General features: G+C 62.0%; 5 protein-coding genes. 1 reads left to right on the forward strand and 4 read right to left on the reverse strand.

Translation table 11 applies throughout. From position 1 onward, the window contains the following. Positions 1–10 precede the first annotated feature (10 nt). The 3 genes from QE494_RS14240 to QE494_RS14250 all read right to left on the reverse strand — a co-directional run bounded on the left by QE494_RS14240 (position 11) and on the right by QE494_RS14250 (position 11,302). Positions 11–8,743: a Calx-beta domain-containing protein gene (locus tag QE494_RS14240; RefSeq protein WP_300044248.1), complete on the reverse strand. Its 8,733-nt coding sequence runs from the start codon at positions 8,741–8,743 to the stop codon at positions 11–13. A gap of 79 nt (positions 8,744–8,822) precedes the next feature. After that, complete coding sequence (locus QE494_RS14245) at positions 8,823–9,587, reverse strand: efflux RND transporter periplasmic adaptor subunit (protein ID WP_300044249.1); 765 nt, start codon at positions 9,585–9,587, stop codon at positions 8,823–8,825. A 101-nt stretch (positions 9,588–9,688) separates the two neighbouring features. After that, positions 9,689–11,302, reverse strand: a complete 1,614-nt coding sequence (locus QE494_RS14250; RefSeq protein WP_300044250.1) for a TolC family protein — start codon at positions 11,300–11,302, stop codon at positions 9,689–9,691. Positions 11,303–11,616: 314 nt separating this feature from the next. Here QE494_RS14250 and QE494_RS14255 point away from each other — a divergent pair. Next, a protein-coding gene (locus tag QE494_RS14255; protein WP_300044251.1) for an IS3 family transposase occupies positions 11,617–12,716 on the forward strand; the annotation gives its coding sequence in 2 pieces (ribosomal slippage) (positions 11,617–11,869 and positions 11,869–12,716; 1,101 coding nt in all). A 396-nt stretch (positions 12,717–13,112) separates the two neighbouring features. Here QE494_RS14255 and QE494_RS14260 read toward each other — a convergent pair. Beyond that, entirely contained in the window at positions 13,113–13,937 is an 825-nt protein-coding gene (locus QE494_RS14260) for an undecaprenyl-diphosphate phosphatase (RefSeq protein ID WP_300044252.1), read from the reverse strand. Positions 13,938–14,005 lie beyond the last annotated feature (68 nt).

A 14,005-nucleotide genomic window follows, 5' to 3' on the forward strand; every position in this document is an offset into this window, starting at 1 on the left:
TCGCACATCATCAATGGGCCGTGGCTGACTCGGCTAGGCTGACCTTGACCGTTTGCATTAGATCCGGCGTCGCCTGATCCGGCGGGGTCAGGTCGATGGGCGTTAGCAGGTCCAAAGGCAAGCCCAGCGTGGAACGCTTGGCGGCCAAGCGCAATTTCTCGCTCAGACTGTTGCGGCTTTGGGGCTTGTCTGCCGGTTTTTCGGCCGGGGGCTGCTCGCCCACGAACATGCGGAACAAGACGGTCGCTTCCCGGTCTTCACCGTCGCGTGCTGTGACCTTGAGATCGATCTTGCCCTTGAAGCCACCGCTGGCTGCCGGGTCGACCTCAAAGCTGCCTGAGCGTTGATCAAACTGCACCCACGGCGGCAAGGGGGTGCCGTCGGCCAGAGAGGCAGTCAATTGAATCACCGCATCGGCTTTGGAATGCACGAAGGCGTCGTAGGGCATGGACACCTTGGCGGTGGATGTACCTTCTACAAATTGGTCGGTCACGCCCTTAAAGACCTGAAGTCCCGCAGGCCGGGTGGCGTCCACCACAACGGGGAAGCCTCTGGAGCTGGTCAGCAACTCGCCTATCGCAGGAGGCGCGGGCGGAGCAGCTGGTTCGACCCGCTTGGCTTCAAGGGGCTGCAAGGTGGAATTGAAACCCTGGGTCGGTGGACGAACCGGCTCGGGTGCGACCGGCGCCGCGGGTGTTGCAGGTAACTCGGGCGGCGCTGGCGGGGGCGGGGGCGTGGGCGTGGGCGGGGACGGGGGCAGCGGTATGGACGTGTCGTCATCGAGGCCGGTGGTGCTCTCGGCCGGCGTGCCGCTAGGCATGTCGGGCCCGTACTTCTTGCCCGAGCCGTCGTCAACGATGCTGGTCTCGCCCGCAGCGCTCTTGGCGCTGTAGATGGTGTAGGCCGCCTTCAGGCCAAAGCCCTCGGCCCCCTCCAGCAGCGCATCGGCTTCGCTGGTGATAGTCACCCGCACATAGACCCGGCCACCAACTGGCACCGTCGGCTTACTGGTGCTGCTGTAGACCGTCCAGTGGGTGCCGTCGGTAGAAAACTCGATCGGCATGAACCCCGCAAAGTTCGCTTCTGCATCGCCTGCAGCGGCCGTGCCTTGCAGCGACAGGTCCAGCGCATAGCCAGCGATGGCGTTGACCGTGAACATTGCGTAGGTCGAGGCCTCGTTGACCGGACCATAGGCGGTGACCGACACGCCGAGGTCATCGTCGAGGCCGGTGGTGCTCTCGGCCGGCGTGCCGCCAGGCATGTCGGGCCCGTACTTCGTACCCGAGCCGTCGTCAACGATGCTGGTCTCGCCTGCAGCGCTATTAGCGATGTTGCTGGTGTAGGCTGCCTTGACCGCAAACGTCTCTGTCCCTTCGAAATTCAAATCACTTTCCGAGCTGATGTCTACGCGCACGTAGACCTTGCCGCTGGCCGGCACCGTGGGCTTACCACTGGTGTAGGCGGTCCAGCTTGTGCCATCGGTCGACCACTGAATGCTCGTGAAGCCCGCGAAGGCAGCAGCAGTGCCAGAACTGGCCGCCTGGATGGCAAGGTCAAGCTCGTAGCCGTTGGCCGCCGTGACCGTGAACATCGCATAGGTGGAGCCTTCGTTGACAGGCGCTGCGGCTGTGATGCTGATGGTTCGGTCGTCGTTTTTGGCGCTGTCGCTGGCGTTGTCCGAATTGTCACCATCGTCATCCCCGCCCGTTCCATCGTCCTTAATGGTGCCCGACCCCTGGGCATCGCTGATGGTGGCGGCGGCGACATTCGAAAGATTGATGGTGAAGCTTTCGCTTCCCTCGAACACGCTGTCGTTGTTGATCGTGACCTGAACGCTCTTGCTGCTGTCGCTGGGCAAAAAAGTCAGTGTGCCTGCCGCGCCAGTAAAGTCATTGGCCGCTCCAGCCTTGGCGGAGCCATCGCTGAAGGTATAGGCCACGGTTGCGTTTTGCGTGGTGCTACCGGTCTTGGTCACGGTAAAGGTCAGAGTACCTGCGGCTTCATTGACCGTGACATCGCTGACCGCAAAGCTGGGGCGATCGTCGTCCTTGACGGTGGTGGTGTCCGCGTCAGACCCGTCATCCCCGTCGATGCTGCCGTCGTCGTAAATGGTGGTGTCGGCGTTGGCCGATGCGCCTACCCGCTGGGCGCCAGAGCTTCGGTCGGCGTAAAGCAGGGGGGCAGATGCAAAGCTGGCAGTGAGGTTGAATGACTCCGGTCCCTCATAGGTGGCGTCGTTGGTGGTTGCCACACGCACCAGGAACGACGTTTTGCCCGCGCTCAAGGTCACCTGATTGCCCGCTACAGTCGCCCAGGTCGCGCCGCTGTCCTGGCTCCATTGGTAGGACGCGCTGTTGTAGTCTGCGCCAGCAGTCGAGACGTTGTTCAACGCCAGGTTGATGGTGGTTGCTGCGGCAAGAGCATTGGACAGGTTGACCGTAAAGGTGGCTCTAGATCCCTCCTCCACATTCATGCCCGTGACGGCCAACGTAGGCTGGTCGTCGTCTCCCCCAAGCTGCCCATCGTCCAAGATCGTGCCGATGCCGGTTGCCCGGTTGATGGTCGCATTGACCGGGCTGGTCAGAATCAGGCTGAAGGTTTCAGACCCCTCGTAAATCCCATCGTTGATGATCGGGACCGAGATGGTCTTGCTGATTTCATTGACCCCCAGCGTGAGCGAGTCTGAGCTGGCGGTGTAGTCCGCCCCTGCCGTTGCGCTGGACGCCACCGTGTTGTAGCTCACCGTCACTGTCTGGTTGGCCCAGCCGCTCTTGGTCACGGTGAAATTCATCACACCAGCGGCCTCGTCAACCGTCACATCGTCGATCGACAAGGCGGGCGGTGGGCTCACGCCGTTGATGGTGAGTGTGACGGTGGCGGTCGAGGTGCCTCCTCGGCCGTCTGACAAGGTGTAGGTGAAGGTGTCGGTGGACGATTCGCCGGCATTGAGGTAGTCGAAAGCACCGCTCGGGTCATAGGTGTAGGAGCCGTCGGGTGCCACAGTCAGTTGTGCACCCGAGGCCAGCCTGACCGTCGTGGTCGTGGTCGCGGAAGTTTGTGCAATTCCCGACCCGTTGATTGCAGCCACCCTGAGGTTGGGCAAGTCCGTAGCGTCGGCATCGGTGTCGTCTCCGCTACCTTCATTACTGGTGATCAGGTTGGCCCCAGAGGCCGTCTGGTTCTCGCTGATGGTTCTCGCATTGGCCGTGGCCGTCGGGGCGGTATTGGCCGGTACGGGCACGCTGATGCTGTCACCGCCGCTGTCAGTGCTGTCGTCCGGGTCAACGTAGGAGGCGCTGAGAACGGTTCCTTGCGCCAAGTTGGTAAACCCAGCACCACTGAGCGCGGCCTCGAAGATGCCGGTGTTGGCGCCGGTCTGGGTCAGCGTGAAGGCCGTGCCATTGACCGTGGCGGTGATGGTTTTGGAGGCCGTGGCGCTGGCTTCGTCCAGATCGGTCACCCGCACAAAGGCATTGGCCCCCTGCGCGTAGGTGGCGCCGGAGACACTTCCCCTCAGACCGGAGATGAACTCGGTGATGGCGGGCGTGCCCAGATCCTTGGCCGTGACGGTAAAGGTACCCGCAGCCGCATCGGATATGGTGCCCTCCAATCCCTCGAGCGCCGTGACAGTGACAGCGTACTCACCCGTGTTGTTGGCAGTCGTCCAAGCGTACTCAAAGATTTTGTAAGTGTCCCCATTGGCGGGGCTGCCCACGACCGTTGCCGAGACGGGCGCGACCACGCCGATATCGCCCAGGGTGTCTGGGCCATCGATGCTGAGCTTGAGGTCGCTGATGTCGTAGGCCCCGAAGGGATCCTTGACCTTGACCCGGATGAACACCGTGCCGCCCGCATCGATGGTGCCCGCCGTGATCTGGTTGCCACCGCCGGCGGAAAAAGACTTGTCAAAAAATCCGATTTCCTGCACGCCGGTGACCGTACCGCCACCTTCGCCCGCGTCGTCGGTGTCGCCATCGCTGTTCGTGTCCACGCCATCCACATCGACGATGCCGATCACATTGCTTACCGGCAGATCGATTTTCGAGGGCTTGCCGCTGCTGTCGTAATCAATCTTGAAGCTCGAGCTCGCCAGGTTGTTGGTGATGACCAGTTTCGTCGTGGCGCCTTTGGGAATGGTCACGCCGCTGGCGCCCACTTCTCCGCCCCAGCTCAAGGTGCCAACGCCGGCAGAGGACTGCGTGTAGCTGGCCGAGCCGAGGGACGCAACCGTCACGTCCGCACCGCCTCCCGAGGGGGTGTAGACCAATGCGGCGGTGATGTCCGCGTAGCTGCTGCCCGACGTCAGGCCGGAGGCTGCGCTGATGTGGGTGGTGACGCCCACCATGCCGCCAGCAGGCAGGCCGATGGCCGTCGCCATGGGAATGGCTTGGGTGAAGGTGGCGGGAGCCACCACGGAGACGGAACCGCTGCTGATGACGATGTTGTCAATGAAAATCTGGTCGCTTGATCGACTCGCCCCAAAGCTAAAACGAATGCCAGTTGCCCCCACAGGCAGATTTGCATCGGTGACCCCAACGACACCCAGGTTTGAGTTGTTCGGATAGGCGGTGAAGGTGTCTGAGCCGCTCGTCGAGCCCTGACGCTTGATGGTCCCCAGCTGGGTCCAGGTGCTCCCGTTGCTGGTGTACTCCACGGTCAGACCAGCGTCGTTGGCATCTAATCCGTTGAGCTTGTAATCAAAACTGAGGGTTCCGGTCGCGGTCAGTGCAGCGAAGCTGCGGCTTAGCCGGGTGAGGTTATTGCTTCCGCTGCCTGCAAAGACCAAGCCGTTTCCAGATCCATTGGCGGCAGAGCTTGCCACTTCAATATCGCCATTGGTGGCGTCGCTGTCGTCGTTTGCCTCTGTCCAGTTCGATCCGGTGGCCCAGCCTGTGCCCCCAGAGTAGCTTTGGGCGGTGAAGGAGTCGGAAATGGTCCGGCTTATGCTAGAGCCCGGTGTGACCGCAGCCGTCTGGCTCAGGCTGCCATCGGCGGAGGCGAGGGGGTCTATCCTGTCCAGGTCACCGGTACCGGAGAGATAGAGCGTCTTGGACTTGACCACCGTGAAACTGTCACGATTGGCGTCGCCCGTTGTGTAGGGCGATGTGATGCCGGGCTTGCTGGGGTTGTCGAAGGTCGAGCCTGTCACTGGGTCGGTGTAATCGACCAGAACGCTGTCTCCCAGGCTCATGCTCAGGGTCCCGTTCTGGCTAGCGGCCGCCGCTGCTGCCGTCGATGTGATCAGGCTGCCGCGGAAGATGCCAGTGTTGGCGCCGGTCTCGGTCAGGCTGACCGTCTCCACCTCGCCAGTGCTGTTGTTGGTCACCGTCACGGACAGGGTCTGTACCGTGAGCCCGCTGGTGTTTTGGTCGTCGTCGGTGACCTGGATGTACAGCGTGTCGCCTTCAGTGAAGTTGATGAAAGCGTTGGTGTAGGCGGCGTTGAAAAACCCGACCTCGCCGTCGGTCGCAGCAGGTGGCGGTAGGGAGACGCCATTGGCCAGCTTCAGATTGGAATTGCTCCCGCTGGTGTAGGTCGCGGCAGTGATGCCCCAATTGACCGGATTGTCGATGCCGGTGGCCCCGCCGTCCTGGCCGGAGGTGGGGTCTGTGTATTCCGCCTTGATGTTGTTGCTCGTGGTCAGGACCAGTTTGCCACTGTTGTTTGCCGAGTCCGAGCCGCTGGCGGAACTGACCAGGGTGTTCTGGAAGATGCCAGTGTTGACGCCAGTCTCCGTCAGAACGACTTGTTCAATCTCACCGGTGGTGGTGTTGGTCACCTTGACCGTCAGGGTCTCAGCCACAGCGCTGTTTTTGTTCTGGTCGCCGTCGGCCACACGCAGTCCGATGTTGTCGGTACCGCCAATGTAGCTGGCCATGGATTTGGTGAAGCCCGAGTCCATGAAGAACACTTCGCCATCGGTCACCGTCACGGCGACTTGGGTCTCGTTGACTTTGTCCTTCTGAACGCCCGTACCAACCATGGTCACGCTGTTGGTGATGGTGGAGTCACTGTCGGACAGCGCCTTGTTGATGGTGCTCCGGACCTTGACCCGGTAGCTGACCTCCACCATGCCGCCGCGCTTGAGTCCGTCGGCCACGTTGGGAGTGCTAGGGTCCAGATCGGCGAGGCGGTAACCCGCCCCAGCCAAGGGGAAGGCCGTGCCGGCCAGGCCGCTGTTGGTGACAGTACTGGTGACGGTTACCCCATCGGCGGCATAGAAAGTCTGAGTAGTCCCGGCAATCGTCCAGGCCCGTTTGCCCTCGGGCGAGTAGACCGTCACCAACGTGCTGTTGGCCACGTATTCGGCGCTGTCGGCCGGCGTGACGGTGTCCTTGAGCACGATGTCATAGAGATCGATCACAGCCCGGTTGGTCAAGGTCACCGTGTAGGTGACCTGTTCGCCCAGTTCAATGATCGTGTCGTTGTCGCTGGCTCCAGCCTCCACCGAGGTAGAGGTTTCGGCCGACGATTTGCCCAGGACGTAGTCCGGAAAGGGCGTGATGGTCGTACCCATGTCCAAGTAGGGGGCGCCGGCCCCGGCGATCGATGGGTCTTCACCCCAGGCGGCAGTGATCAGGGTGCCGTCCTTGGTGTACACCGTTAGACCAGTTTGGTCTTTGTCAGCGTCAAACAGGCGGTAGGACTCCAAGCGCTTGACCGTGTACTTGTAGGTGCCGGTGCTGCCGTCCTGCGTCTTAGCGATGGTGTTGCCCGCCGAATCCTTCATCGTCACCGTCGCACTGTCGACATAGAGCACCGTGTCTGCGGTCGGCGTGACCCACACCGGGCTGGCATTGAGGTCGGTGCTGGCGAAGGCGCGTGTGACGTTGTCGGCGCCCGGGCCCCAGCCCACCACAAACTTGTCGCTCAGGTAGGTTTCGGGCACCAGGGAGTAGGACCAGTCATGGGTCTGGTTGGCCGTGGCATCCGCGTCGATGACACTCACCGCAAAGAAACTCTTGAGGTTCCCGCTGGCGTCTTTGTCGGTGGTGTAGAAACGCGCCGCTGACGCTGGCATCAGAAAGTACGAGGTCTTGGTGCTGCTGTTGGATGCCCAGGTGGTACCGCTGGAACCCGAGGGTGTGATGGTGCCGGTGCCAGTGGCCGTTTCATACCTGATGTTGGCGCCGTTGGGGTTGTAGATCAACACGTAGGCCGGATTGGCAGCCAAAGTGGTGCCCACGGGGGCGTAATAGCTGCTCGCCCACTGCTCATCGGGGGTGAGGGCAAACCAACGGTTTTCATAGGTGGAGCCCACATCGCCAGCGATCAGGTAAACGCCGACGCCCTTGTCCGCAGTGATCTTTGCGCCCGCATTGAGCCCGCCACTGACCAGATAACTCTGGCCCTCGTTGAGGGTGATGGTCAGGTCGACCGTGCCATTGCCATCTTTGTCCACGGTGACGGTGGTGTTGTTCTGGGTGGCGATGATGTGCGCGGAGGTGTACTCGAACAGCTTGTCGGTGCCCGTCGCAACCGTCTGGACGTTTTGCCCTACGGGCAGGGTGTAGGTCTTGCCAGCGTTTCCGGAATCGATCACGTTGACTGCACCGGCCAAAACCGTGCCCGGGGTGAGGGACCAACCGGCTCGGGTGACTGAAATGGCTTTGGTCGATCCGATCTTGTCGCGGCCGTCAAAATCGATGGTGCTGGGGCTGGCCGGGTTGACCGCATTGGTCAGGATGATGCTGCGGCCGCTGACGGTGATGCCGGTGCCGCTGACTGCAGGCTCTGCGCCGTTCCGAGAGCCATCGCCGTCGGTGTCAACAAACCAGCCATTGTTGTAGGTCCATACCTTGGTGCTGGCCTGCAAGGGATTCTTGATGTCGGCCTCGAAGCCATCTTCCCAATGGTCATAGACCACCACCGTACCGTTACTGGTGGCGGTAATGGCAATCACGGTCTGGATATTGCCCGTCACCGCCGTGCTGATGGCCTTGAGCGAAGTCTGAACATCGGCCTCGGCCATGGGCACATAGTGAATCTGCGCGATGGCGTACGGCGCCGCCGTCTCGACGTCGATGGCCTGGCCGGCAATCACGAAGCGAGCGCGGTCATCGCCACCATCGGCTGGGCCGCCGGCTTGACCGTTGGCAAGCATGGCGGCAAAGGCATGACCCTCGTCGCCCGGCGTATCGATGCCAGCGTTCAAGCGGGCATCCATGGCATGGCCGAATTCCTCGACCAGCACCCATTCGATGGCCTTCTCGTTGGCACCCGCTGCCAGCCAATCGGCATTGATGAAGACCACCCGCTCGCCATCGATGCCACGTTCGGCAAAGGCACCCAAGGCCTTGTGCATCTGTTGCGCGCCGATCACCTCGATGCGCAGCGGGGCCTGACCTGACTCGACTTCAGCGAGCAGCCTGTCCCAGGCAGCAAGCCATTGCGGCGAAGGCTCCTGCGCCGTGTTGCCGCCGCTCAGCACTCGATACACCTGTTCGCGCGCACCGGGCTGATGCAGGAAATCCGTGATCAGTCGCGATGCCGCTTGTTGGGCCTGTGCCAGCGCGGCTGGGGCGGCTGTGTCCTTGACCGTGAACAGCGCACTGCTTGCTGCTGGCGAAGCGTCGGTACGGCCGTCTCCATGGTAGGCATCGAGCAGGTTCGCACTCGCATCGGCCACCGCAGCCCCATCGAACATGAAACGCTGTTCCAGGGCCATGGACCGGATGGATGGCCGGCGCAGGCCCAAAGCGAAATGGGGAGCGACTGCAGGGGTGTTCTTGGCTTTGCTCATACAAGCTCCATCGGGCTGGTCTTCAGCAGCTCGGTTCAAAAATAAAACTGGCGCATTTGCGTTGACCGGGGAGGCTGTTTCAGCGTCTGGGCTCACGCAGGGGCAGCTGCCCACTGCCCCCAGCTGGTGGTGCGGCCAGTACGCGCCCACTCATGCCGGCCATCAGGTCTTCATGCTTGCCCTCTATCTCGGCCACCAGCTTGACCGACTGGCTGACCGGGTCCACCCTGGCTGCAATGCGGATGAACCTGGCCGGGTAGGTCTTGCGGGTCTCGTCGATCTGCACTCGCAGTGCTCCTCCGACACGAACCCAGCTCAGCCAGGCCGAGGGCACCAGAAATTCCAGTTCAAGAACGCTGTCGTCGATGATGTCCATCAACGCCTGGCCTGGCTGCACAAACTGCTGATCACGCGCCTTTAGCTCGGCCACCCGGCCGCTGAAAGGCGCAGGCACCGCGCATTTGGCGAGCATGGCCTGTGTCCCGCCCACTTCCGCCCGCGCCTTGGAGGCCGCGGCGCGTGAGAGGTCCAACTCCAGCAGGCCGACCGAGTTGAGTTCGGCCAGCCGCTGGTTCGACTTGAGCGTGTATTCCGCCGACTCAAGCTCTGCGCGGGCTTTCTCCAGCTGAGCCTGCTGCAAGCTGCACTCGAAGCTGACCAATTGCTCCCCCGATTTGAAGGCGGTGCCTTCTTGGTATGGCAGGCGGTTGATCTTGGCGCCGATCTCAGCGGCTATCGTGGTGAAGCGCCTGGGCATGAGCTGGGCCCGGATCTCCTGCCGGCTCAGTAGAAGCCGTGGATCTTGTGCCGCAGGCGCTGCCGTGGTCTCAGGAATGCGGGCCATCGGGCTTGCGACCGGCTGGGCGCCGCAAACAAAGCTCGCAAGCCCCGCAAGAGCGGCTAGAGCCCATCGCAAAGGGCGACGCACCACACGCTCCCGTGGGCTTACCACTGGCCGCGCGTTTGTTGGTTGTGCAGCGCGAACGCTGGAGTGCGCTCCCCCGAAGGCGCGGCAGCCGATGGCGGCGCACTGGCTCGGGGTTGGATGGTCGGTACATGGGCCTTGTTCATCATCTGCTCCCAGGCGGCGGGCGAACGGCGCACCTGCTCCGTCAGCTCCTTGAGGCTGAGCGTGCCGGTGCTTCCGATCTCCGGCTCCAGCCCCAGGGTGGCAAGCAAGCGACTCTCAGCAGTCTGAACCTGGGCCAGCGCCTGGTAGCGGCGCAGCAGGCTCAAAATGGCCGCCGTTTCATTGCTCACCACATCGAGCTTGCTTTGGACTTGGGCTGCTTGGCGGTTGCGCGAAATTTCTGCAATCTTGTTGTCAGTGGCGTAGATGGCGTCGGCACGTTCCATTTGCCCGCGGGCGTTGGCCAAATTCAAACGCGCCAGATGCAATTGTGTGATCGTCGCCAGGTGGCCAGCTACCCGCCTTTGATCGGCCAGGGCCACCCCTGCTTCTGCCAGCTTGATCTGGGTCGGACCGGTGGCCAGGTTGAAGACGTTGTAGGACAGTTGTAGACCGGCTTCCTGCCAGTTGTTGTTCACCAAGTAGCGATCGGAGTCGTAACGTATCGAGTAATTCAGACTCAGGTTGGGAAACAGGCGAACCAGGGTGCGCCGTACCTCTTCGCGGGCGATGCGGCTGTTGTAACCCAGCTCGCGAAGGTCAGGGTTTTGAGCCAATGCCGTCTCTTCGAGCTTGGCCACCGGCACTTCGAGCAGAGCGCCGGTCGAGGGCTGGGTAGGCTCGGCGATCTGGAATACTTGGTTGACCGGTGCGTTGATCAGGGAGGCCAGTTCCACCTGGGCCGATGACAGCTCCTGGTTGATGGATTCCAACAAACGCAGGTTCTCCAGCAATTGGCGCTGATAGCGGAGTGCGTCCATCGGGTTGCGAACCCGCTCGAATTCGGCCTTGCGTGAATCGACTAAGGCCTCTTCTGCCAGGGCGATCGTCTTGCGCACATCTTCCCGCAGCAGCTGAGCGCTGGTTGCGCGCCAGAAGGCGGTTCGTACATCCTGCATCAGCAGGTGCATGGCTTTGCGCCGCTTTTCCACCGAAATCAGTACCCGGTCGGCTTGTTGACGTGCGCCGTAGTAGCCCATGCCGATGTCAAGCAGGCTCCAGCTGAACTCCAGGCCATTGGTTAGGTGCTCCCGGTCGGAGGAGATGAAACCAATGGTCGAAATATCTCCGGTAGTCGGGTTGCGGCTCAGGCTGGTGCGATCGTTGTTGCGCCAGGAATAGCCGGCCTGTGCCATCAGCCTGGGCAGCATGTCGAATTTGGTCACATCCAACTGCCCAAGAGCCAGCGACTCTTCCATCATCCTGACCCGGCGCTCGGCGTTGTACTTCAGGGCCCGCGCCAGGGCCTCATCCAGGGTCAGCGGTCCGCTGATTGGCTCGACGTCCTTGCGCAGCGCTCGCATGTCCGCAGCAGTCGCCATGGTGGTGGTGGTCAGCGGTACAGGTCGGATGCTGGCGCAGCCGCCGAGCACCGCCAGGCTGATGGCCAGCACCAGGGGACGCAGGGGAGAAGCGAGAAGAGTGGTCATGGTCGATGTCCGCTCATCGCGGGCAAGGTTGTTCTGATGGAAGGCCGGGGGGTCCAAGCGAGGGTCTGAAATAGAGCCAATGGTTGGTTTGACCAGACCGGTTGTCGAGCCAACAACCGATACAGAATGAGCGAGTCACAATTTGCTTCACTGACGCGGACAATCGTACACATCCCGGTGCCAAAAACTTTCAAAAGCTGAACCGACCTGCCCGGCTTTTCCGCACCGATTGATCTGCATTGGCCGATTCGAGCCAATTTGAATGTTAGTTTTTCGGCACACTGAGCCCTGGTGAAGGGGCTCGAGGAGGTGTCGTGAGACGCAGTCGTTTTTCGGTGGAGCAGATCGTGGCCGTGCTCAAGCAGGCTGAGTTGGGGATGCCGGTGGCGGACTTGATCCGCAAGATCGGAATCAGTGAGCAGACTTTTTATCGCTGGAAGAAGCAGTACGCGAGCCTGGAGCCCGACCAGGCGCGCGAGCTCAAGCAGTTGCAGGAAGAGAACGCTAGGCTCAAGAAGCTGGTCGCCGACCTGAGCCTAGACAAGGCCATATTGCAGGATATCGCCTCAAAAAAGTGGGGCGGCCCGCGTTGAAGCGAGAGGCCGTGGCGTACATCACCAGTCGCCACGGCATCAGTCAACGTCGGGCCTGCCGACTGATGGGCCAAGCGCGTAGCAACCAGTTCTATCGCAGTCGCAAGGACCGCCGGGAAGACCTTCGCCTGCGGATGAAAGAGATCGCCAACACGCGCATCCGGTTTGGTTACCGGCGGGTGCATGTCATGCTCAAACGCGAAGGCTGGCAACTGGGGCGAAGCCAAGCCTATCGCCTGTACCGCGAGGAACAGCTCCAATTGCGCTCAAAGCTGCCCAAGCGCAGGAAGATGGTGGTGCAGCGCCAGCAGCGCGTTACCGCCAGTGCTCCAGGCCAAGTGTGGACGATGGACTTTGTCGCCGATGAATTTGGCGAGGGCGGGAAATTTCGGATGCTCACGGTGGTGGACGTGTTCACGCGCCAGGCGATGGCGGTCGATGCGGGTATTCGACTGCGCGGAGAAAACGTGGTCGAGACCCTCAATAGGCTCGTGGCGCGGCACGGCGCGCCCAAGTACGTCTTCGTGGACAACGGCAGTGAGTTCACGGGACGGCTGATGGACATGTGGGCCTACCACCACGGGGTGCGCCTGGACTTCAGCCGCCCGGGCAAACCGCCGGATAACAGCTATGTAGAAACCTTCAACGGATCACTGCGCGATGAATGCCTGAACGTTCACTGGTTCAAAACCTTAGCCGAGGCAAAGCAAGTGCTGGAGGCTTGGCGCAGGGATTACAACGAGAGCCGTCCTCACAGTTCTCTCAACGACATGACGCCGGCCGAATTCGCCCGTAATATCAAGGAGTTGGAGCCTGCCTAGTGGCTTCTGGAACAGCCGAAACTAACATTTCAAATGGCTCCTAAAAGGCAAGCGGATCACCCGGGCCATCACTAGAGGAATGAATGGCTCGAAAAAACCGAGCAGGTCAGGTTCTCCGCCTGGCCTCTGACCTGTGGACACTCTCGCGGCCAACCCGTCCGCCGATCAGTCAGTTGGAGCGCGAACTCCAAGAATCTCTGCGGGCGATCCGATGGGCGGCGCTCGAGATACCCGTACCAGGCACTATCGGAACCGCCGATGCCAGCCCCCAAGACAGCGACGGGGACATGGGCAGCCCCCCCCCGGGGTGAAACGAACTTGGCTCTACCGCGCCGGCCCTGCAGACATTGGGGCGCTTGTGGACCTCGAAGTGGCCGAAAGACGCGCGTTGACGGCTTACCCTCTCCAGTCGATCCAGCCGCCCCAAGCGGTGGCCAGCACCACCAGACCAAAGGCGATGCGGTACCAGGCAAACACCACGAAGTTGTGGCTGGCAATGTAGCGAAGTAGCCAACGCACGCAGAGCCAGGCGCTCAGGAAGGACATGAGCAAGCCCACACCAAACATCGGCAGGTCGGCCACCGACAGCAGGGCACGCTCTTTGTAGAGGCTGTAGGCGCCAGCACCGATGAGGGTGGGGATAGCCAGGTAGAAGGAAAAGTCGGTCGCCGCACGGCGCGACAGGCCTAGCAGCATGCCGCCGATGATGGTGGCGCCGGAGCGGCTGGTGCCGGGCACCATGGCCAAGCACTGCACCAAGCCTACCTTGAGCGCGTCCCAAGGGGTCATCGCGTCGACGTCCTCGACCCGCACCGAGGTGGCGGGCCGGCGCTCCGCCCAGAGAATGACAAGGCCGCCCAAGATGAAGGTGGTGGCGACCACCGTGGGGGTAAACAGGTGAGCCTTGATCGCCTTGCCCGCCAGCAGGCCCAGCACCACCGCCGGCAGAAAACCGATAGCCACATTGAGCGCAAAGCGCTGCGCCTGGCGCTGGGTGGGTAGCTGCAGCAGGGTGTCGCGCAGGCGAGCCCAGTAAACGATGATCACCGCCAGGATGGCGCCGGTCTGGATGGCGATGTCGAAGACCTTGGCTTTCTCGTCGTTGAAATCGAGCAGCGCACCGGCCAGGATCAGGTGCCCGGTGCTGGAGATGGGAAGGAATTCGGTCAGGCCTTCGACCACACCCATGACGGCGGCCTTGGCCAGGAGAATGAGGTCCACGCGGGCTCCACGCTTGAAAACTGCGACCGATTATCGCCGCCGCCCTCGGGCTAAGGGCGCTAAGGACG

Source organism: Ramlibacter sp., assembly GCF_029866045.1.
GTDB lineage: Bacteria > Pseudomonadota > Gammaproteobacteria > Burkholderiales > Burkholderiaceae_C > Ramlibacter.